The 21,402-nt window shown below is 67.9% G+C and carries 21 protein-coding genes and 1 pseudogene; 14 read left to right on the top strand and 8 right to left on the bottom strand.

Annotated features, from left to right (window positions below; translation table 11 throughout):
* Positions 1-15 precede the first annotated feature (15 nt).
* A complete protein-coding gene (locus ON34_RS21755) occupies positions 16-1,434 on the top strand; it encodes an acyl-CoA synthetase (RefSeq protein ID WP_174372061.1) in 1,419 nt (472 codons plus the stop codon).
* Between the two features lie 41 nt (positions 1,435-1,475).
* Positions 1,476-1,868 (top strand): PPOX class F420-dependent oxidoreductase, encoded by a 393-nt coding sequence (locus ON34_RS21750; protein ID WP_040782280.1) that lies wholly within the window; start codon positions 1,476-1,478, stop codon positions 1,866-1,868.
* Positions 1,869-1,900: 32 nt separating this feature from the next.
* On the opposite strand, the gene ON34_RS21745 is transcribed toward ON34_RS21750, so the two are convergent.
* Both ON34_RS21745 and ON34_RS38585 read right to left on the bottom strand, forming a co-directional pair.
* Complete coding sequence (locus ON34_RS21745; RefSeq protein ID WP_245548129.1) at positions 1,901-4,105, bottom strand: ATP-binding cassette domain-containing protein; 2,205 nt, start codon at positions 4,103-4,105, stop codon at positions 1,901-1,903.
* A gap of 18 nt (positions 4,106-4,123) precedes the next feature.
* Positions 4,124-4,357 (bottom strand): annotated as a pseudogene (locus ON34_RS38585) (FHA domain-containing protein); the annotation flags it as partial.
* Between the two features lie 601 nt (positions 4,358-4,958).
* Here ON34_RS38585 and ON34_RS21740 point away from each other — a divergent pair.
* Positions 4,959-5,885, top strand: coding sequence for a DMT family transporter (locus ON34_RS21740; RefSeq protein WP_063821721.1), 927 nt, complete (start codon positions 4,959-4,961; stop codon positions 5,883-5,885).
* Positions 5,886-6,061: 176 nt separating this feature from the next.
* On the opposite strand, the gene ON34_RS21735 is transcribed toward ON34_RS21740, so the two are convergent.
* Together ON34_RS21735 and ON34_RS21730 are read right to left on the bottom strand one after the other, a co-directional pair.
* Complete coding sequence (locus ON34_RS21735) at positions 6,062-6,751, bottom strand: esterase/lipase family protein (protein ID WP_040782277.1); 690 nt, start codon at positions 6,749-6,751, stop codon at positions 6,062-6,064.
* 178 nt (positions 6,752-6,929) lie between these two features.
* Positions 6,930-7,244, bottom strand: a complete 315-nt coding sequence (locus tag ON34_RS21730; protein ID WP_040782276.1) for a hypothetical protein — start codon at positions 7,242-7,244, stop codon at positions 6,930-6,932.
* Positions 7,245-7,525: 281 nt separating this feature from the next.
* Here ON34_RS21730 and ON34_RS21725 point away from each other — a divergent pair, with 281 nt between their 5' ends.
* The 4 genes from ON34_RS21725 to ON34_RS36215 all read left to right on the top strand — a co-directional run bounded on the left by ON34_RS21725 (position 7,526) and on the right by ON34_RS36215 (position 10,061).
* Positions 7,526-8,725 (top strand): helix-turn-helix transcriptional regulator, encoded by a 1,200-nt coding sequence (locus ON34_RS21725; RefSeq protein WP_051022952.1) that lies wholly within the window; start codon positions 7,526-7,528, stop codon positions 8,723-8,725.
* Positions 8,726-8,790: 65 nt separating this feature from the next.
* Positions 8,791-9,345, top strand: coding sequence for a flavoprotein (locus tag ON34_RS21720; RefSeq protein ID WP_040782404.1), 555 nt, complete (start codon positions 8,791-8,793; stop codon positions 9,343-9,345).
* A gap of 189 nt (positions 9,346-9,534) precedes the next feature.
* Positions 9,535-9,867, top strand: a complete 333-nt coding sequence (locus ON34_RS21715) for a hypothetical protein (protein ID WP_051022951.1) — start codon at positions 9,535-9,537, stop codon at positions 9,865-9,867.
* 20 nt (positions 9,868-9,887) lie between these two features.
* Positions 9,888-10,061 carry a hypothetical protein gene (locus ON34_RS36215; RefSeq protein WP_157172371.1) on the top strand — a complete coding sequence of 58 codons (174 nt, stop codon included), beginning with the start codon at positions 9,888-9,890 and terminating at the stop codon, positions 10,059-10,061.
* Positions 10,062-10,229: 168 nt separating this feature from the next.
* On the opposite strand, the gene dapD is transcribed toward ON34_RS36215, so the two are convergent.
* Positions 10,230-11,177, bottom strand: a complete 948-nt coding sequence (dapD, locus tag ON34_RS21710) for a 2,3,4,5-tetrahydropyridine-2,6-dicarboxylate N-succinyltransferase (protein ID WP_040782274.1) — start codon at positions 11,175-11,177, stop codon at positions 10,230-10,232.
* Between the two features lie 63 nt (positions 11,178-11,240).
* Positions 11,241-11,696: a MarR family winged helix-turn-helix transcriptional regulator gene (locus ON34_RS21705; RefSeq protein WP_040782272.1), complete on the bottom strand. Its 456-nt coding sequence runs from the start codon at positions 11,694-11,696 to the stop codon at positions 11,241-11,243.
* A gap of 87 nt (positions 11,697-11,783) precedes the next feature.
* Here ON34_RS21705 and ON34_RS21700 point away from each other — a divergent pair, with 87 nt between their 5' ends.
* The 7 genes from ON34_RS21700 (at position 11,784) to ON34_RS21670 (ending at position 19,432) form a co-directional block, all read left to right on the top strand.
* Positions 11,784-12,731: a quinone oxidoreductase family protein gene (locus ON34_RS21700; protein WP_040782270.1), complete on the top strand. Its 948-nt coding sequence runs from the start codon at positions 11,784-11,786 to the stop codon at positions 12,729-12,731.
* A gap of 199 nt (positions 12,732-12,930) precedes the next feature.
* A complete protein-coding gene (gene dapE / locus ON34_RS21695; RefSeq protein ID WP_040782399.1) occupies positions 12,931-14,034 on the top strand; it encodes a succinyl-diaminopimelate desuccinylase in 1,104 nt (367 codons plus the stop codon).
* Positions 14,035-14,285: 251 nt separating this feature from the next.
* Positions 14,286-15,095 (top strand): LOG family protein, encoded by an 810-nt coding sequence (locus ON34_RS21690; protein WP_040782394.1) that lies wholly within the window; start codon positions 14,286-14,288, stop codon positions 15,093-15,095.
* Positions 15,092-15,649 (top strand): LOG family protein, encoded by a 558-nt coding sequence (locus ON34_RS21685; RefSeq protein ID WP_040782391.1) that lies wholly within the window; start codon positions 15,092-15,094, stop codon positions 15,647-15,649. The genes ON34_RS21690 and ON34_RS21685 overlap by 4 nt, the downstream gene beginning before the upstream one ends.
* Positions 15,650-15,666: 17 nt before the next feature.
* Positions 15,667-17,436: a long-chain-acyl-CoA synthetase gene (locus tag ON34_RS21680; protein ID WP_040782268.1), complete on the top strand. Its 1,770-nt coding sequence runs from the start codon at positions 15,667-15,669 to the stop codon at positions 17,434-17,436.
* A gap of 176 nt (positions 17,437-17,612) precedes the next feature.
* On the top strand, positions 17,613-18,497 hold the full coding sequence (gene folP, locus ON34_RS21675) for a dihydropteroate synthase (RefSeq protein ID WP_040782267.1): 885 nt from the start codon (positions 17,613-17,615) through the stop codon (positions 18,495-18,497).
* A complete protein-coding gene (locus tag ON34_RS21670) occupies positions 18,494-19,432 on the top strand; it encodes a glucosyl-3-phosphoglycerate synthase (RefSeq protein WP_040782265.1) in 939 nt (312 codons plus the stop codon). Before folP ends, ON34_RS21670 begins: the two co-directional genes overlap by 4 nt.
* A gap of 331 nt (positions 19,433-19,763) precedes the next feature.
* On the opposite strand, the gene ON34_RS21665 is transcribed toward ON34_RS21670, so the two are convergent.
* Positions 19,764-20,096 (bottom strand): hypothetical protein, encoded by a 333-nt coding sequence (locus ON34_RS21665; RefSeq protein WP_040782264.1) that lies wholly within the window; start codon positions 20,094-20,096, stop codon positions 19,764-19,766.
* A gap of 219 nt (positions 20,097-20,315) precedes the next feature.
* Positions 20,316-21,392, bottom strand: coding sequence for an XdhC family protein (locus ON34_RS21660; RefSeq protein ID WP_040782388.1), 1,077 nt, complete (start codon positions 21,390-21,392; stop codon positions 20,316-20,318).
* Positions 21,393-21,402: the final 10 nt, after the last annotated feature.

Below are 21,402 nucleotides of genomic sequence, written 5' to 3'. Positions count from 1 at the left end.
AAGTAGCGTGGTCGAATGCCGTTCGCCCCGCCGCTGCTGCTCAGTTCGCTGAACCCGCTCGCCGTCGCAGGCGGCGCGGACATCCCCGACGCCGTGACCATCGACGGGACCACCCTCTCGCGCAGCGACCTGCTCGGCGCCGCCACTTCGGTGGCCGAACGCGTCGCGCGTGCGGAACGGGTGGCGGTGCTGGCCGAACCGACCGTGGAGACCGTCCTCGCGGTGGTCGGCAGCCTGATCGCGGGCGTCACGGTGGTGCCGGTGCCGCCGGACTCCGGAACCGCTGAGCGCGCGCACATCCTCGCCGACTCCGGCGCGCAGGCGTGGCTCGGGAAGGCTCCGGAGGACAGCGAGCTGCCGCGGGTGCCGGTGCGGCGGCACGCGAGGTCGTGGCACACCTATCCCGAACCCGATCCCGGCACAACGGCTTTCGTGTTGTACACGTCGGGGACCACGGGTCTGCCCAAGGGCGTCGTGCTGAGCCGGGGCGCCATCGCGGCGGGTCTGGACGCGCTCGCCGACGCATGGGCATGGACCGCGAACGACGTTCTGGTACATGGACTTCCGCTGTTCCACGTGCACGGGCTGGTCCTCGGCCTGCTCGGCCCGCTGCGCGTGGGCAGTCCGCTCGTCCACACCGGCAAACCGACTCCGCAGGCATACGCGGCGGCCAAGGGTTCGCTGTACTTCGGCGTGCCCACCGTGTGGTCGCGGGTGGTCGACGACCCCGACGCGGCAAAGCAATTGTCCGACGCCCGGCTCTTGGTTTCCGGAAGCGCGCCGCTGCCGGTCCCGGTGTTCGAGCGGCTGCGTGAGCTGACCGGGCACGCGCCGATCGAGCGCTACGGCATGAGCGAAACCATGATCACGCTCTCCACCCGGGCCGACGGCGAGCGCAGACCGGGCTGGGTCGGCACGCCCGTGCGCGGGGTGCAAACCCGGCTCAGGGACGAATCCGGCGCTCCGGTCCCGCACGACGGCGAAAGCATCGGCGGTCTCCAGGTGCTCGGCCCGATGCTCTTCGACGGCTATCTGAACCGTCCGGAGGCGACCGCGGAGTGCTGGACCGAGGACGGCTGGTTCCGGACCGGCGACGTCGCCGTCATCGACCCGGCGGGCTTCCACCGCATCGTCGGCCGGGAATCGGTGGACCTGATCAAGTCCGGCGGCTACCGCGTGGGCGCGGGCGAGGTGGAGACGGTGCTGCTCGGCCACCCCGCGGTCGCGGAAGCCGCGGTGGTCGGCCTCCCCGACGACGACCTCGGCCAGCGCATCACCGCCTTCGTCGTGCTGCGCGACGCGGCCACCGAGCGCGAGCTGATCGACCATGTGGCCGAACAGCTTTCGGTGCACAAACGCCCGCGCGAAATCCGCGTGGTGGACGCGCTGCCCCGCAACGCCATGGGGAAGGTGCAGAAGAAACTGCTGAGCTGAGCGGTTGACCTCGAGTCAGCTCGAGGTTCTACCGTCGCCCCATGACCACGACTCTGACCCCGGAACAGATCGACTACCTGCACACCCAGCGCCTCGGCCGCCTGGCCACCGTCCGCCCCGACGGCACACCGCAGAACAACCCGGTCGGCTTCCGCTACAACGCCGACCTCGGCACCATCGACATCGCGGGCTGGAACATGGGCGCCTCCCGAAAGTTCCGCAACCTCACCACGAACCCCCATGTCGCCTTCGTCGTCGACGACATCGCCTCGGTCCAACCCTGGCGCGTCCGCTGCCTGGAAATCCGCGGCACCGCCGAACCGCTCACCGACGTGGACCCCTACATCTCGGGCGTCTCCCGCGAAATGATCCGCATACACCCGGATCGCGTCATCGCTTTCGGCTTGTCAGGCGAAGCACTCGACAACGCCTGATCGCTCCGAGCGGCTTCGCCGTCGTCGCGGCGTCACAGCCGCGCCTGGCGGGCGCCGCGGCGCCGCGGCCGCAGCTGATACAGGCGGTACCAGGCCAGCGCGAGGAAGACGACCCCTAGACCCGCCGTGACTCCCATGTCCAGCAGCCACGTGCCCAGAGTGTGTTTCCACAGTGGGTCCGGTGCGCCCGTGTGCGGTGAGAGTGTGTCGAGATCGAGCGTGGCGGCTCCTGCGCCGTAGCCCCAACGGGACGGCGACAGGTAGGACAGTTGTTCCAGAACGGGAGTGCCGGGCAGCCGCACCAGACCGCCGGTGAGCACCAGTTGCGCCATCGACAGCACGATCAGCAGTGGCAGCGTCTTCTCCGAGGTGTTCACCGACACCGACACCAGCAAGCCCAGCGCCAGCGACGCGATGCCGAGCATCGCCATCGCCAGGATCAGCTCTAGTTCGACCGACGTGAATATCCCTTTGGCAGGCATACTCTCGCCGATGGTGCCGATGAAGAACAGCACCACCGACTGAAGGATGGTGATCACGCCCAAGACCAGGAGTTTGGACATCAAGTAGACCCCCGACGACAAGCCCGCCGCGCGTTCTCTGCGGTAGATCGTCTGCTCTTTGACGATCTCGCGAATCGAGTTGCCGGTGCCGACGAAGCAGGCGGCGAATATCAGGATCATGAGCTTGGTCGGGGCATCGGTGTTGGTCCCTGGCGCCCCGGTGAAACCCTCGCCCGAAGGTATCGCGGCGATCAAGCCACCGAGAAGCAGCGGCATCACGCCGAGCAGCGCCAGATAGCTTCGGTCCGAGGCGATGACCGCCAGATATCGTCGGCACAGTGTGCTGAGCTGGCTGAACTTGGATTGCGGCGCGGGCGGCGGCGCCGGTGGGGTCTGCACTTCCGCTGGGCCGACGTCGTCGGTCAGTCCGGTCGCCACGTGCTGCTGGAAGCGTGGCGAAGCGCGGAATTCACCGGCCCAGTCGCGCTCGTCCTCGCGGTCGAACGCCTGGAACACCTCGGCCCAGCTGCGCTGCCCGAACTGCCGTAATCCCTCCGCGGGCGGCCCGTAATAGGCCAGCCGCCCGCCGGGCACCAGAACCAGCAAGCGGTCACAGGCATCGAGATTCGCGACGCTGTGCGTGACGACGATGACGGTCCGCCCGTCATGCGCCAGCTCGGACAGCATCTCCATGACCGTTTTGTCCAGGCCCGGATCGAGGCCGGAGGTCGGTTCATCGAGGAACAACAGCGACGGCTTGGTGAGCAACTCCAGCGCGACGCTCACGCGTTTGCGCTGCCCGCCCGAAAGCCTATCGATGCGGGTATCGGCGTGCCGGGCCAAACCGAGTTCCTCTAGGACCTCGTCGACCCGCTGCTCGCGCTCCTCGCTGTGCGTGTCACCGGGGAACCGCAGTTCGGCCGCGTAGAGCAGTGCCCGCCGCGTCGGAAGCTGGCTGTGCAGGATGTCTTCCTGCGGGACCAGCCCGATCCGGTGCCTGAGCTCGTCGTAATCGGTGTACAGGTCGCGTCCGTCGTAGCGGACCGTCCCCTCCGTCGCGGGCCGCAACCCGGTGACCGCGCCGAGCAGCGTCGATTTGCCCGCACCACTCGGCCCGATGACCCCGACGAGCGAGCGCTCCGGGATGGGGAAGCTCACCTCGTCGAGGAGCACCTTGCCCTCAGGTGTCCGCACGGTGAGGTTCTGCACCGAGACCGACACGTCGCCGGTGTCGACGGACTCGCGCAGTTCGTCGCCGACCAGTCGGAAGGTGGTGTGCCCCATGCCGATCAGATCGGAGTCGGAGAGCTCGACGGAGTCGACCCGGGAGCCGTTGACGTAGGTGCCGTTGTGGCTGTCGAGGTCGACGATCCGGTACCGGCCCGCGTCGGTCACCCGCAGCTCGGCGTGATGGCGGGAGACCATGAGGTCGGGTACGACGATGTCGTTGTCGGCGGCACGCCCGATCCGGAGCGTGCCCGATGTGATCCGGACGACCGCGCCGGGGTGTGCCGCCGTCGAGGACGCTCGCGAAACCCGCCGGGGCAGGCCCGGTTCGAATTTGGTGACCGTTGCTTCATCGTCGAGGTCGTAGCCGGGATCGGGGACGACCATCGTGTCTCCGCCGATCTCGCCATCGGAGTCGTGGCCGGGTGGTGCCTCCAGCGAGCAGGCCAATTGTTCACCGTCCACGGCGTGACCGAGCTGGAACGTCTCGTCGTGATCGATCACCATCCGCCCGACCCGGTGACCCTCGAAAAAGGTCCCGTTGAGGCTGTCGGCGTCCTCGATTTCCCAACCGCCGGAACTCCGCTCGAGGACGGCGTGCACGGAAGATACGCGGGGATCATTCACGACAATGTCGGCTGCTGGATCCCGGCCGATATTGTATGCGCCTCCAGCGCGTAGGCGATAGACGCGTTCTCGCGTCTGCACCACGAGTACCGGTGCGTCGGGAAATTCCGTGGAAGACGGTTCATCCGACATAGCGCGAGTATACGACTGTGCCGCACTGTCGCCGCAATAGTCGGCCGCTCGCCAGCCCGTCGCGGTGTCCGCTTTCCTCCCGCGTCGCGCCTCTCCAATCCCCCGTTGAGCAGCATAAATAGATCCGGAGAACGGCTGGGTAGCCACATCCGGCCCGGCGAATGGGCGGCGAATCCGCCGAACGGCCACCTGATCACGTCGGGCGAAGAAAATTCACGGTGAATTCGCGATCCGCGCCCGATCGCACAGCTATCGTAGGTAGACGCAAGGTCGAGGTTTAGTGTTTCCCAAATTGCTTCCATCGCGCGAATTCTGTTACTCCAGGCCGAGAGCGGGGATGTCGATATAGACCGGCTTTCGCTTCCTGAGCGGCGGTAGAACCACTGTTATCTGCCGTACACACGGCACGCGTTGCCGCAACCTTCGCACACGTCGATGGCATCCCCTGCACTGCGGACGATTACGGGCGGCACCAGCGCTCCAGCCCTGCCGATCGCCGATTTCGCCATGTCGAGCGCACACCGGAATGCGGCACCCGCAAGGCTTCTCGGTGGAGTGCGGAGCACCGCGGCACGGCGCGGCCCCGGAGTAGGCTACCGGCGTGTCGTCCTCACAGGTCGCCATCGTTTTCGCCCTCAGCGCGGCCGTGTGTATAGCGCTCGGGGCGGCGATCCGCCAGCGTGCCGCCGCACGAACAGTCGACATGCCTGACTCGGTCACGGCCATGGGTGGCCTGCTCCGGTCCTCCGATTGGTGGCTGGGGACGCTCGTGGGCGTCGGTGGATTCGCCTTCCAGGCGGCCGCCTTGGGCAGGGGCGCGCTGATGCTCGTGCAGCCCCTGCTGGTGCTGTCGCTGCTGTTCGTGCTGCCGCTCGGCGCATGGCTCAACGGGCGCTCGGTATCGGCTGGCGAGTGGGTATGGGCGCTGGCGCTGACCGCTGGGATCGCGATTCTGGTGGTGGTCGGCGATCCCCGGCCCGGTCGGCCGCACGCCGAGACGTTGCACTGGGTAATCGTAGTGATCGTCGCCGCTCCCTTGTTCACCGCCGCGCTGCTCGGTGCCCGTGCGTGGCCGGGGCCACGGCGGGCGGTACTGCTGGGCCTGATCTCCGGTGCGCTGTTCGGGCTCGCCGCCGTGCTCGTCAAGGGCGTGATGGCAACCGCGAGCCGGGGCGCGAACGCGGTGCTCGTTTCGGCCGAGGCATACGCGCTGGTCGTCGTCGGCCTGGCCGCCACGGTGGTGCAGCAGTACTCGTATCGGGCCGGAAGCCTGCACGCGTCGTTCCCGGCGGCGACGGTCGTCGAACCGGTGGTGGTCGCCACCCTCGGATTCCTGGCGCTCGGCGAATACCTGGACGTGAACATCGAGTTGGTCGCGGTGCTGGCGGCCGCGCTCGCGACGGTAATTCTCGCGACGGTCGCGCTCGCGCGCGGCAAAAGCGTCGACGCCATCCCGGCCGACCCCGGCCCACCGGGCCACACGCCACAGTGGGACATGCCGCCTCGGCTTCGCCGCGACAGCTCGTAGCGGTGGAAGCGCACCGTTCGGCTCTGGCCGCCAAACCCCCTGGGCCTGCTCACGCTGGCGACGACGCCGACAACACCAAGCCCGGCTTTGCGCTCCCGATGTCGCGGCCATCCACGGACCAAGGATTCGGCCCCGCCTCGCGGATGCGAGACGGGGCCGGGCTGGGGCTCAGCCGACTACTTCACGAAGTCGCGCACGCCCTCGAAAACCGTCGACGACGACAGCAGCGCGATGTGGCCGATGCACGCCGTCTGGGTGTTGGTGGCGCCACTGAGAATGGTGCTCTGATCGGGGTTGATGATCTCGTCGCACGGTGACCACCAGGTGCCGTAGTTGACCCGGCCGGGGGTTTCGTCGGTGCTGTTGAGTTCGGTCAGGAAGGCTGAGCCGGCCCGCATCTCCACGCAGGAGGCGTCGAGGCATCCGTTGGCGGTGTCGGTGCCGTGATTGGGGCCGGCGATGGAGACCCAGTCGTCGACGAAATCGAGGCCGTTGAGCTTCTTCAGGTACCAGCGACTGTTGAGGCCGCCCATCGAGTGGGTGACGATGTCGACTTTGGCCGCACCGGTTTTCGCGCGCAGCGCATCGACCTGCGCTTTCACCTCCAGCGCGATGTCCTTGTTCGACTGGGTGCTGTCGTAGCTGAATCGTGCCATCTCGTCCGCGGAGTACCCCGCGTCCAGGAATCGGCCCCACATGTAATTCCAGTCCGACGCCGATCCCTGCCATCCGTGGACGAAAAGGATCGGATCCCGCGCCGGCGCCGCAGCCGCCTGCGGCGTGGCGATGCCGAGTGAAGCGGTAGCCGTTGCGACGAGGGTGATCGCGGCCATCCCGATGCGGCGCGTGATCGAGGTGATGTGCATGAATTGAACTCCGATCTGCTCGCTGCACTGCGAGCAGGGCAGAAGATAGCGTGAGGGCTCACGCGAGGGACTATGAAACGTGATTTGTTCAACCTGCCGTTAGGTTCTTACATCTAGCGCGTATTCCGCGGTGAGATCGCGGGAGAACCTGTGCCGTGCCGACGGTTACCGCATCAACTCAGTAATCCCGTGACGTGTCCGGTTTCATGCGGCCCGCCTCGATCAGCGTTTGCCGTGCTGCTGCCTTGCGTGGGCAGTCTTGGACGCGGCATTCCCGGTGGCGCTGCATGGTGGCGTGCGCCTCGGGCACGCTGAGTGGATACTCGGGCGCCTCATGCGGCCAACCTTGCGGCCACAGCCGGGCGTCGGCGGGCCGCGCATCCCCGGCCTCGATACGGTGACGCTCGGCTCGCCACTCGGCCTGCACACGGTCGATGATCGCCTGCGGCGATGTCTCGTCCGGCTCGGCTTCTCGCCACCAGTTGAACCCCATCCTTTACGCCTTCCGCAGTTCGACGGAAGTCGTCCACGGCCTGCGGTGACCGCTGTGAGTAAGTCTTCTGCCCATCCCGAACCCCTGCTTCCTGGTCGCTCCAAGTGGTGAGCACCCGCCGCCGGGGAAACCGGTGAAAGTTCGGATCAACCCGGCGGCGGGGCTACCAGAAGCGTCCTGCGACCAGGGAATTCGCGCTAGCGTTGCACTGTGGCCAAGGCGTTGCCAAATGATTCGTCGATGCTGCAACGCTGCTCAGGGCGGTCTGGAGAGGGGGCTGGATGGAGAATTGGGAAGCGTTCGGAGCTGAGTTGCGACGGCTTCGAACGCAGGCGGGTCTGTCGGTCAGAGAACTGGCGCGCAGCCTCAGCTACGACCCAGGCGCGGTCTCGCGTTTCGAGAACGGCCGTCGCAAACCCCCGGCGGATATCGTTCGGAAGCTTGATCGCATCCTCGAATCCGACGGGGCACTCGCGGTCATCTATGAGAGTCTGGTTGTCGCGTCCACCGATGTCGATCATTCGAACTTGTTGCGCTCGCATGAGTCAGCTGCCTTGGCGGAGCGGCGCTACATCGATCGCGGATTGGTCAAGGACCTTTCGAAGCTGCTGTCGGAGACTCGACGGCTGGAGGACCAAGTCGGATCCAAACTTGTTCTGCCGCTGGCAGTTCGGCAAACTCGGGTGGCGTCAGCGCTAGCCGTCGAGGCTCGGAAGTCGGCGCGCGCCGATATGGTCGACGTCGCCGCTGGATGGCAGCAGTTCACCGGATGGCTCCATGCCAGTCTCGGATACCATGCCGCCGCAGTCCAGCACTATCGCGCGGCGCTCGAACTGGCTACCGAGAGCGGCAACCGGGACATGATCTCCACAGCGCTGTCGATGCGGGGTCACGTCGCATGGATGGCGGGCGAGGTCGGCACGATGATCGGCTTGTCTCGAGCGGCACAGCGTGATGGCGACGCACTGAGCCCTACCGTCCTCGCGCTGGCCGTTCAGCAGGAAGGTCGTGGACATGCGATCGAGGGTGATCTCGACGCGATGGAAGCCAAACTCGATCAGGCCGCCGAACTCGTAGCGCAAGGCGACCGCGAGCAGCCCGATGCCCAATACTTCTACTCCGACTCGTTCATCGAAATGCAGCGCGGCTTGGCATATCGCCTGGCTCGGCAGTGGGACAAGGCCGTCGTATCGCTCAACCGAGGCCTGGCGGGATTCGATCCCGACACACTCACCTCCGAGTGGGCCACCTGGTACGTCGCGGAGTTGGCATGCGCGCTCGCAGGTGCCGGGGAACCCGAAGCCGCATGCGCTCGAGCGTCGGACGCACTCCGAGTCGCCGTTGCGACGCCAGGATCCAGGCTGCCCAGATTCATTCGAGCGCTCCACCGCGAGATGTCCGCCAAATGGAAGACCAACGACGCCCTCGATGCCCTGGCAGAGGAACTGCGTCAGGTCCGCACGAAAGAAGGGAATATCTAGCGGTCGGAACGGATTTGCGATCATTCCTGTGGGCGCAAGGCGGTCGGCGTTGAGACGATGTGGTCGTGAACGAGAACGGAGCTCCCGTCCTGTACGCGATCGTGACTGGGGCGCGCGTCGCCCAAGACGTCGACAAGTTGGTTGATCTGGCTAGCGCAGACGGTTGGGATGTGTGTGTGATCGCGTCACCGAACGGCCTCCGGTTCATCGACGCCGATGCTCTTGCCGCGAGGACCGGCCATCCGGTGCGCAGTGAGTACAAGAAACCTGATGCCCCGGATGTCCTGCCGCCAGCCGACGGAATGATCGTCGCGCCGATCACCTCCAACTCACTCGCGAAATGGGCGGCAGGTATCTCGGATACCTTGCCGCTCGGCCTGCTGGTCGAAGCCGTTGGGCTACGGCTACCAGTGGTGGCAGTGCCCTTCGCAAATCGAGCACTGCTCAGCTTCCCCGCCGTGCAGGATGCGGTGCACAAGCTCTCAGAGTGGGGCGTGACCATGCTGACCGAAGATTCACCACACGAGCCGAAAGCAGGCAACGACTACATCAACCGCTTCCCATGGGCCGCCGCATGGCGAGCGCTGCTCGATCACCCTCGGTTGTCGGTTGACCTATAGCGCTGTTTCGTGGTGCTCGACCGGCGCATGGTCCAGATCGAGATGGTGGCAGCCGAGCTGACCATCCAGCCGGTTCGTCTCGGCGCCGCCGACACGAAATCCTAGACAGCGCAATACAACTCGTCGACGCTCCAGCGTGCCTCGTCACTGATTCCTGTCTGTGGGCATGGGTACACTCTCCCCGAGAACATGGTCGACGCGGCCAACGGCGATCTGTACATTGACCTGGTAATGGCCGTTCTCCCGAAGGCGGCCCGGCACTTCTTGGAGAGCCTCATGCCGACCACCGGAACGCACAAGTACAGAAGCGAGTTCGCTCGGCATTACTACTCCGAAGGCAAGGCGGAGGGCGAGGTCCTTGGTGAGGCCAAAGCGCTGCTCAGGGTTTTGCGCAGTCGTGGCATCACGGTGCCCGAGCCGACCGAGACTCGGGTCCGAGAGTGCACTGATCAGATCCAGATCGAAACCTGGCTCGACCGTGCCTTGACCGCCCGCGACCTCGACGAAGTCTTCAGCGATTAGGCGACCGTATCGGAACTCATGTGAGCATCGATGTCGAACTCCGCGAATACAAGAGCGAGTTCGCCCGGCGTTACTACTCCCGGGGTGAGGCCGCGGCGCTGTTGCGCGTTCTGCGGACGCGCGGCTTCACGGTGTCGGAGGCCACCGCCGGTCGCATTGCCGAGTGCACCGATCTCGATCCGATCAACACCTGATAGACCGGGCCGTCACCGCCAACAGTCTCGATGAGGTCTTCGCGGACTGCCCGACGCCGTAGTGCATTCGCGTCAGCAGGCGGGCAGTCGATCACGCCCGGAGCCGTTGCCGGACGACGCTGCTGACCTGAAGAAAAGCTCAGCAGCGTCCGGCGTCCCCGAGATCCCTCAGTCGTTCGCGTGCAGGTCGGCGTTGAGTTCGATGCCGGTGCCCTTGCGGGGGACCACCTCGACCGCGCCGGTGGTGGAGTTGCGGCGGAACAGGAGGTTGTCGCGGCCGGACAGTTCGGCGGCCTTGACCACGGTGCCGTCGGGGGTGGCGACCTTGGTGCCCGCGGTGAGGTAGAGGCCCGCCTCCACGACGCAGTCGTTGCCGAGCGGGATGCCGAGGCCGGAGTTCGCGCCGAGCAGTGAGCGTTCGCCGATGGAGATCACGGTGGTGCCGCCGCCGGACAGCGTGCCCATGGTGGACGCGCCGCCGCCGATGTCGGAGCCGTCGCCGACCACGACGCCCGCGGAGATGCGGCCCTCGACCATGGACGCGCCGAGGGTGCCCGCGTTGAAGTTCACGAAGCCCTCGTGCATGACGGTGGTGCCGGAGGCGAGGTGCGCGCCGAGGCGGACGCGGTCGGCGTCGCCGACGCGCACGCCGGAGGGCAGCACGTAATCGACCATGCGCGGGAACTTGTCAACGCTGTACACCGTGACCGGGCCGCGGGCGCGCAGCTTGGCGCGGGTGGCTTCGAAGCCCTCCACCGCGGCGGGGCCGTGGTTGGTCCACACCACGTTGGTCAGCAGGCCGAACTGGCCGTCCAGGTTCACCCCGTGCGGCTTGACCAGGCGATGCGACAGCAGGTGCAGGCGCAGGTAGACGTCGTGCGCGTCCACCGGGGCGGCGGACAGGTCGGCGATCGTGGTGTGCACCGCGATCACGTCGACCCCGCGGGCGTCGTCGAAGCCGAGCAGCGCCGCGTACTCGGCGGGCGCCTCGTCCAGTCGCTTGGTGCCGGTCTCGGAGAACTCGCCCAGCTGTGGGTTCGGGTACCACGTGTCCAGCACGGTCCCGTCCGCGGTCACATTGGCGATGCCGACTGCTGCTGCTCCCTGGATGCTCACGTCACTAGAGGTTACCCACCCGCGTCGGACGGGCGTGCGGCTGCTCCGGTGCGCACGCTTCGATCAGCCGGTATGGGAGGTGGGTGTCTGCTCGATGAGAGTGGCTGTGGCGCGGTCGAGGAATTCGCAGAACAGCTTGTGCTCCTCGGGGGTGAAGCGGTCGGTGAGGGCGCGTTCGAGCACGATGACTTGCTGGTAGGCGCGATCGAGCAGATCACGGCCCGCTGGGGTGAGCGTCGCGATCATGACTTTGGCATGCACGGGAGACGGATTCCGGGCGATGAGTCCCTTGTTCTGCATCCCGGCCAGCACGGTGGCCATGCTCTGCTGGGTGACCCCGCAGGCGCGGGCCAGTTGAGCGCCGGACATGTCGTCCTCGCGCGACAGGGTCAGCAGCACCGCGTATTGGGTCATGGTCAGCCCGTAGGCGCGCAGCACGCTCTCGTGATGGCCCATCAGCGCCTGTTCGGCGCGACGGATCCGGGTGCATACGTACTCCTCGACAGGCACGTCCGTCATATCACAACTCTCTAAGTTGACTCAGGTATCTGATAATGGTTGAGTTCCTGTATCAGGATACTGAGTCGAGACAAAGGGTTGTATGTGATGAAAGCTGTTGTTCTGGACGCCGACGACCGGTTCCGCCTCTCGGACGTGCCCGAACCCGCGCCAGGTCCGGGCGAGGTCGCGATTCGGGTCTCGTACGCGGGGGTGCAGTACGGCGACGTGCTGGTGCGTGCGGGGCACTTCCCGATCCCGCGCCCATTCGTGCCGGGTTTCGAGGCCGCCGGTGCGATCGTCGCGGTCGGTGCCGGTGTGGACGAGGCGCGCCTCGGTGAGCAGGTCACCGCGCTGATCGGCGGGGGTGGTTACGCCGAAGTGGTGACCGCGCCCGCGGTGCTGGCGATCAACGCCGCTGGCGTCGGCCTGCGCGATGCCGCCGGGTTCGGGTGGATCGCGCCGACCGCATACGACCTGATCAACACCGTCGCTCACGTACGGGGTGGGGACAGCGTGCTGATCCATGCCGCCGCCGGTGGCGTCGGCTCGCTGGCCGTTCAGTTCGCCGCGGCCGCCGGTGCGGAGCGGATTGTCGGAGTGGTCGGCGACGCCGGTCAGGTCGACTACGCCCGCCGTTTCGGCTACCACGAGGTGCTGGTGCGGGAGCAGTTCCCGGATGCCATCGGCGACGAGAAGTTCGACGTGATCCTGGATCCGATCGGCGGCCCCACCCGCCTGGCGAATCTGGCGCGGCTGGCTCCGCACGGCCGGGTCGTGGTCTACGGCAACATCGCCACCTTCGAACCGGTCACCGTGTCGGCCAACGACCTGCTGATGCAGGGCCAGTCGCTGTTGACCTACAACAGCAACCTGGCCAGCCGGACCCACTCGGAGCGCTTGGCCGACAGCGCCGCCCACGCCATGGCGATGGTTGCCGACGGGTCGGTGCGCATCGACGTCACCGCCGAATACGCCCTGGCCGACGTCGAGACCGCGATCGCGAACCTGGCCGACGGAGCGACCCGCGGTAAGAGCATCGTCCGCGTCGGGTGAGATCCGGTGGCGTCGATTCGGCGGGGGACAGCCCGCCGAATCGGCAACCGCCCTGGCAGCGCGCCCGGTGGCACAAGGCGCTGACGAAGCTCCGGCGCTCGAGCACCCGAGGGAGCCAGCCGAACGAGTGATACACCGCAATCCCGTCTGGAGACGTGGTGCGCGGGCACGGCTGGTCGACCGCCGTAGGGTGAAGGGCGTGACCATCGACCTGCATGCCGACCCGATCACGTTGACCGCCGCGCTCGTCGACATACCGAGCGTTTCGCTGGGTGAGGCGCCCATCGCCGACGTGGTGGAGCGGGCGCTGCGGGAGCAGACGGTGGGATTCGAGGTGCTGCGGCACGGGAACGTGGTGCTGGCGCGCACCGATCGCGGGCTGCCGACCCGGGTGATCCTGGCCGGGCACCTGGACACCGTGCCGATCGCGGACAACGTGCCCAGCCGCTTCGCCATGAACCCGGGCGGCGAGCAGGTGCTCTACGGGTGCGGCACGGTGGACATGAAATCCGGTGACGCGGTGTTCCTGCACCTGGCCGCGACGGTCGCCGATCCGGTGCACGATCTGACCTTGATCTTCTACGACGGCGAGGAGATCGCCGCGGAGTTCAACGGACTCGGCCACATCGAACGTGACCTGCCCGACTGGCTCACCGGCGACCTCGCCGTACTGGGCGAACCGTCGGCCGGGTGGATCGAAGCGGGTTGCCAAGGCACGCTGCGGGTTCGGCTGGGCACCTCGGGCCTGCGGGCGCATTCGGCGCGGGCGTGGCTGGGCGACAACGCCATTCACCGATTGGCTCCGATCCTGCAACGGCTGGCCGAGTACCGGGCGCGTGAAGTCGACATCGACGGCTGCGTCTATCGAGAGGGGCTGTCCGCGGTCCGCGTCGCGGGCGGCGTGGCGGGCAATGTGGTGCCCGACGCCGCCGAGGTGGACGTCAACTTCCGTTTCGCTCCCGACCGCACGGTGGACCAAGCGGTCGAGCACGTGCGCGAGGTGTTCGACGGACTCGAGCTCTCCTTCGACGTGACCGACTCCGCACCCGGCGCGCTGCCCGGACTGACCGCTCCGGCGGCCAAGGACCTCATCGCCTCGGTGCAGCGGCACGGTGGTGGCGGCGTGCGCGCCAAGTACGGCTGGACCGACGTATCCCGGTTCGCGGCCCGCGGCATCCCCGCCGTCAACTTCGGTCCCGGCGACCCCAACCTCGCGCACAAACGCGACGAGCACGTCCCGGTGGACCAGATCACCGCCGTCACCGCCATGTTGCGCCACTACCTGACCGGCACCGCGGGCTGAGAGACCTGACGCGCGACCGGCCGGTGTCGCAACACGCTCACGTCCCGGGCCGGAGGGATCATCGCGTCGGCCCCGGACGAAGCGCGGTCGGTTGGGCCGAACAGCATGCTGCCAGCACGATCCCTGTCACAGCCGCTAGCCGATGGCGCAGATTGCGGTTGCGTCTCACCGGCGCTGCGCCGGGCTGAACGCCGGACGACTTCTCACGTCCAGCCAGTGTGTGATCGTTTCCGGACGGTAGCGTGGAACGCATGTCCACCGACGCCGCCGACCGTGAGGTCACCACCAAGCCGAAGTCGACAGCGAAGTTCCGGGGGCCGATCATGTTTCGCCGCGACCGCAAGGACGGCATCTCCACCGCTGACCGGAATCTGCTGGACCAGCGCGGCGACACGGACTGGGTGCACACCGACCCCTGGCGCGTGCTGCGCATTCAAGCCGAGTTCGTCGAGGGATTCGGCGCGCTCGCGGAGGTGCCCCGCGCGGTGACCGTCTTCGGTTCCGCGCGCACGCCCGTCGACCATCCCGAGTACCAGGCGGGCCTGGCGATCGGCGCCGCGCTGGCCAGGGCCGGTTTCGCGGTGATCACCGGCGGCGGGCCCGGCGCGATGGAGGCGGCCAACCGCGGCGCCTGCGAGGCGGGCGGGTACTCCATCGGCCTGGGCATCGAGTTGCCGTTCGAGCAGAGCCTCAACGAGTGGGTGGATCTGGGCATCAACTTCCGCTACTTCTTCGTCCGCAAGACGATGTTCGTGAAGTACTCCCAGGCGTTCATCTGCCTGCCCGGCGGTTTCGGCACCCTCGACGAACTGTTCGAGGCGCTGACCCTGGTGCAGACCCGCAAGATCACCCGTTTCCCGATCATCCTGTTCGGCAGCAGGTACTGGGCCGGGCTGGTCGACTGGCTGCGGGATTCGCTCGGCGGCTCCGGCAAGATCTCGCCCGGTGACCTCGGCCTGCTGCACGTGACCGACAGCGTCGAGGAACTCGTGAGCATCATCCAGGCCAACGTGGAAGCGGGCGGCGCCGACGACGCGATCGGTACGGAGGACGAGTGGTGAACGACGAGCCCTTCGCCGTGTGCGTCTATTGCTCGGCGAGCACCACCGACCCCGACCACCTCTCGCTGGCCGCGCGGGTGGGCACCGAAATCGCCCGGCGGGGCTGGCAATTGGTGTCCGGCGGCGGTCACGTCTCGATGATGGGCGCGGTGGCCACCGCGGCACGCGCCGGTGGCGCGAAGACCATCGGCGTCATCCCGAAGCACTTGGTGCACCGCGAGGTCGCGGACGTCGACGCCGACGAACTCGTGGTCACCGACACGATGCGCCAGCGCAAGCAGGTGATGGAGGACCGCGCCGACGCCTTCCTCACCCTGCCCGGCGGCATCGGCACGCTGGAGGAGTTCTTCGAGACCTGGACCGGCGGCTATCTGGGACAGCACGAGAAGCCGGTTGTTGTGCTGAATCCCAATGGATTCTTCCGCGGTTTGTTCTCCTGGCTGGATGAGTTGTACGACCGAAAGTTCGTGCCCCAGACAGCGTTGTCCCGGATTACCGTGGTGACCGATCTCCCGTCCGCGTTCGCGGCACTGGAGGCGCCGCGTACCGCTTGACGAGGAGAACTGAAGACGTGAGCAGCAACGCACGCTCGACGGTGAGCCTGGCCGATATCATCCGCAATCTGCCCGCCATCGCACTGGACGTGCCGGGAATGCTGCGCAACGCGCGCGAGATCCTGGTGCAGCCGGAGTCCAAGGCCTCGATCGGGCTGTACTTCCAGCGCCGCGCCCATCGTCATCCGGATCGTCCGTTCCTGCGGTTCGAGGGCGCGACGTACACCTACGGCGAGGCGAACGCGCAGGTGAACCGCTATGCGAGCGTGCTGGCGGCGCGCGGTGTGCGGCGCGGCGACGTGGTCGGCGTGCTGATGACCAACCGGCCGGAGACCCTGTTCGTCGTGCTGGCCACGGTGAAACTCGGCGCCACCGTCGGCCTGCTCAACCACCACCAGCGCGACCGGGTGCTCGCCCACAGCTTCGGCTTGCTCGGCAGCGTGCTGACCGTGGTCGGCGCCGAATGCGCGGAGGCGATCAACTCGCTGCCCGAGCCACTCGACAACCTCTTGGCGGCCGACGAACTCCAGCGGGCGGCCGAGAGCGCCGACGACGCCGACCCGCCCAGTTGCGGCGAGGTCACCGCACGCGAGCGTGCGTTCCTCATCTTCACCTCCGGCACCACAGGGCTGCCGAAGGCCAGCGTGATGACCCATCTGCGGTGGGCCAAGTGCATGGCCGGGCTGGGCGGTCTCGGCATTCGCCTGCGCGGCGACGACACCCTGTACTGCTGCCTGCCGCTCTATCACAACAACGCGGTCACCGTCGCGTTGTCGGCGGTGCTCGCCTCCGGCGGCGCCTTGGCCCTCGGGCGGGGATTCTCCGCGTCGCGGTTCTGGGACGAGGTCATTCGTGAACAGGCGACGGCCTTCATCTACATCGGCGAGTTGTGCCGCTACCTGCTCAATCAGCCTGCCAAACCGACCGATCGGCAGCACTTGGTCCGGCTCGTCGTCGGCAACGGACTACGCCCAGAACTGTGGGACGAGTTCGAATCCCGCTTCGGCATCGAGCGGATCGTGGAGTTCTACGGTGCCAGCGAGGCGAATATCGGGTTCGCCAACGCCTTCGGCGTCGACCGCACCGCGGGGTTCTGCCCACTGCCGTATGCCGTGGTGGAGTACGACGACGACATCGGAAAGCCCAAGCGGGACCACAACGGACGGCTGCGCCGGGTGGGCACCGGCGGCGTCGGCCTGCTGCTGGCCAAAGTGACCGACCGCGTCCCGTTCGACGGTTACACCGACAAGGCCGCCTCCGAGGCCAAACTCGTGCGCGACGGCTTCGAGCCCGGCGACATCTGGTTCGACACCGGCGATCTGGTGCGCGATCAGGGCTGGCATCACATCGCGTTCGTGGACCGGCTCGGCGACACGTTCCGCTGGAAGGGCGAGAACGTGGCGACCACGGAGGTGGAGCGCGCGCTGAGCAGGGCGGAGCCGATCGCCCAAGCCGTGGTCTACGGCGTGGACATCCCCGGAACCGACGGCAAGGCAGGCATGGCCGCCGTCACGCTGCACCCCGGCGCGGAGCTCGATCCCGCCGCGCTGGCGAAACTGGCCTACGATCAGCTCCCCGGATATGCCGTGCCCCTGTTCGTGCGCGTCGTCCCCGAACTGGAGCACACCTCCACGTTCAAAAGCCGCAAGGTCGAACTCCGCAAGCAGGGCTACACCCCGAATCCGGACAGCGCCCTGTACGTTCTCGCCGGACGCACCGAGGGCTACATCCCCGTCTACGACGATTACCCCGCCGACGTCGCCGCAGGACGCGCCCCGAAGAACTGACCGCTCAGCCACCAGGTTTCCGCTCGAGGCGGGGGAGCCTCCACCGGGCGACCTGAACGCAAATCCCGCGTTACTCGGCTGGTACGGTCTGCAGATCAGGAGTGGCGCCAGGAGCCACCGAATCCCCTGGCTCCCGACTGGTACGGCCTGAATTCGCGGAGAGGCGGGGGAGCGATATGTCGAGCTCGATTCCGGCGCGGTTTCCCACGCTGTGCGGGCGGTTGGTGGCGACGGATCGGGCGCTGGTGATGGCGATCGTGAATCGCACGCCGGACTCGTTCTACGACCGCGGCGCCACCTTCACCGACGCGGCGGCGATGGACGCCGTCGCCCGCGCGGTGGACGAGGGCGCCGACCTGGTCGACATCGGCGGTGTGAAGGCGGGGCCCGGCGATCTGGTCGACGCGGCCGAGGAGACGCGCAGGGTGGTGCCGTTCGTCGCGGCAATCCGCGCGCAATTCCCCGAGCTATTGATCAGCGTCGATACCTGGCGCGCCGAGGTGGCGCTGGCCGCGCTGCGCGAGGGCGCGGATCTGATCAACGACACCTGGGCGGGGGCCGATCCGGAACTGGTCGCGGTGGCCGCGGCCCAGGGTGCGGGCGTGGTGTGCAGTCATACCGGCGGTGCGGTGCCGCGCACCAGGCCGCATCGGGTCCGTTACAGCGATGTGGTGCGTGAGGTCACCGAGACGGTGGTGCGCGCCGCCGAGAACGCGCGTGCGGCGGGCGTGCGCGAGGATTCGATCCTGATCGATCCGACCCACGACTTCGGCAAGAACACCTACCACGGGCTCGAACTGTTGCGCGGAATCGACGTTCTTGTAAATACCGGATGGCCAGTCTTGATGGCGCTGAGCAACAAGGATTTCATCGGGGAGACTTTAGGTGTCGGTCTGTCCGAGCGGCTGGAGGGCACGTTGGCGGCAACAGCATGGTCGGCGGCGGCCGGCGCCCGAGTCTTTCGTGTCCACGAAGTCGCCGCGACCCGGCGGGTCGTGGACATGATCGCCGCGATCCAGGGCATCCGGCCCCCCGCACGAACCTTGCGAGGTCTGGTATGACATTCCAATCCTTCGAGCCCGCCTGGGCAACCACCAATACCTGGGACACCCCGAACTGGACGGTGGACGAGCTCGTCACCGCCAAAGCCGGACGCACCGTGTCGGTGGTGCTGCCCGCGCTGAACGAAGAGCGGACCGTGGCCGACGTGGTGGCCAGCATCCGGCCGCTGCTCGGCACGCTGGTCGACGAGCTGATCGTGCTCGATTCCGGTTCGACCGACGCTACCGCCGAGCGGGCTCGCGCGGCGGGCGCGGAGGTGATCAGCCGGGAGCAGGCGGTGCCCGAGCTGGAGCCGCTTCCCGGCAAGGGCGAGGTGCTGTGGCGCTCGCTGGCGGTGACCAGCGGCGACCTCATCGCCTTCGTCGACTCCGATCTGATCGACCCCGACCCGGCCTTCGTGCCGAAACTGCTCGGCCCGCTGCTGACGGTCGACGATATGCACCTGGCCAAGGCCTACTACCGCAGGCCGCTGCGGCAAGGCGGCGCGGTGGACGCGCACGGCGGCGGACGGGTCACCGAGCTGGTCGCGCGCCCGCTGCTCGCGGCACTGCGGCCGGAGCTGTCGCAGGTCTTGCAGCCGCTGGGCGGGGAGTACGCGGGCACCAGGGAATTGCTCACCTCGGTGCCGTTCGCGCCCGGCTACGGCGTGGAGATCGGGTTGCTGCTCGACACCTACGACCGGCTCGGGATGTCCGCGATCGGCCAGGTCAACCTGGGCGTTCGCACGCATCGGAACCGGCCGCTGGCCGATCTGGGAGTGATGAGCCGCCAGATCCTCGGCACGGTGCTCGGCCGCAGCGGCGTCCAGGACTCCGGCGCGGCGCTGACCCAATTCCCGCTGATCGGTGACGAATTCACCGCGCACCGCACCGAGGTGTCGCTGGTCGATCGTCCGCCGATGAACACTCTGCGGCCCGCGTGGGCGGCGGCCTGAGCGTCGGCACTCTGCTGCCGGGTTCGGTGTCGTGTGCGCCCGTGGGTGGTTGGCGGTGTGAGCGTCGGCGGTCTGCCGCCGGGTTCGGTGTCGTGTGCGCCCGTGGGTGGGTGGCGGCTTGGGGGTCCGCGCTCTGCTGTCGGATTCGATACCGCTCTGCGCTCGTCGTGTAGGCGGCGGCGCGAGCGTCGGCACTCTGCTGTCACGTCGAGCATTGCATCCGCGCCCGTGCCTTAGGCGGCGGTTCGAGGCGCTCCGCGACGCGGCCGGATTCGGCGTGGTGTCGTGCCCACGGCGTGTGGTGCGCCCACCGGAATGTCCTGGTTTCGAGTCAGACTCCCTTGGCCCGGGGGTCGCGCATGTACCCGGCTTCGATCAGCGTGCGGAAGGCCGCGTTCTTGTAGACGCATTCCGAGGGCTCGCAGATCCGGTGGCGCTGCATGAGTTCGTGGGCCTCCGCCACGGTCAGCGGCTCGGTGGGCAGTTGCTGTGGCCGCCCGATCGGGCAGGTCGGCAGCAGGGGGGTGACCTGCTCCGCGATCCCGTGCTCGGCGACGCCCACTCGGCGCCGCCGGGTCGCCGGACCGTGCAGCAGACCGATGGTGGCGACCAGACTTGCGGCGCCCGCGAGCGAGCAGAGGACGGCGATCTGGGTGGCGGTCACGGCGCATTCTCCTCTCGATGGGGCGGGCCTGGCAGAGCGTGGCGGGGCCGAAGCGCAACGCACCGTCACCTGGTCTAGCTAACTTTCAGCAAATCAAGTGTGGTCCGAACGGGCACGGCGTGCAAGGGGGAGAAAGCGCGCCACGCGACCGGCTGACGTGGCGGGTATTCCCGGCAAATCGGAATCCAATCCGCCTCGCGGGAAGAGACTTCGAGCGCGTCAGCGGTGGATGGGACCGTCGGTGCGGTCCAGCGGACGGGCGGACGCGTCGCCGCGCTCGGCCAGAATCTGGGCGGCGATGGAGATGGCGGTCTCGTCCGGCGTCCGCGCGTTCAGATCCAGTCCGACCGGACTCTTCAGCCGGGCGAGCTGGTCTTCGGTGATTCCGGAGTCCCGCAGCCTGGCGCTGCGCTCGGCATGGGTCCGGCGCGAACCGAGGGCGCCGACGAAGCCGACTCGCGGGAAGGCCAGCGCCGTGGCAAGGGCAGGCACGTCGAACTTGGCGTCGTGGGTGAGCACGCAGACCACCGTGCGATGGTCGATCCGCCCGGCCTGCTGTTCGGCGCGCAGATACCGGTGCGGCCAGTCCACCACCACCTCGTGAGCGGAAGGGAAACGGGCGGCGGTGGCGAACGTTTCCCGGGCGTCCACCACGGTGACCCGATAGCCGAGCTGGCGGCCGGTGCGGCTGAGCGCTCGGACGAAGTCGTTGGCGCCCGCCAGGATCATGCGCGCCGGGGCCGCGAAGACCTGCACGAACGTCCGTGGGCGCGGCGAGCCGTGCGGCGCGCACTCGTCGGCGCCGACCATGCCGCTGCGGCCCGCGTCCAGCAGTGCCCGCGCGTCGCGATCCACGCCGTGCCACGGTGCGGTGTCCCCGGGCAGCAGAAGTCTCCATTCCGGCGTGGCGTCCAGCGTGGTGGCCACGGCCACCGGGGCGCCGTCGTCGATCCGCCGCCGCAGCGCCGAGAGCAGAGGCAGCCGGTCGCCGGAGACCGGTTCGACGAACACTTCGATCTCGCCGCCGCAGCTCAACCCGACCGTGAACCCGTCGGCCTCGGCGTAGCCGAACCGGTCGGTCACCGCCTGCCCGCCCGCCAGCACCTCGTGTGCCGCCGCGACGACCGCCGCCTCGACGCACCCGCCGGACAGCGAACCGTGGACCTCGCCCGACGCGGCGACGATCATCGCCGCGCCCGGCTCACGCGGCCCTGCTCCCGTGGCATCCACAACGCGAGCCAGCGCGACGGGCTCGCGCCGCAGCAGAGTGATCAATTGCCCGAGTATCGCGCGCACCAGGAACCGA

The organism is Nocardia pneumoniae NBRC 100136 (genome assembly GCF_000308755.1).
Classification (GTDB): Bacteria; Actinomycetota; Actinomycetes; order Mycobacteriales; family Mycobacteriaceae; genus Nocardia; species Nocardia pneumoniae.
The sequence above is the reverse complement of the archived record's forward strand: the minus strand, read 5'-3'. Positions and strand labels throughout refer to the sequence as shown.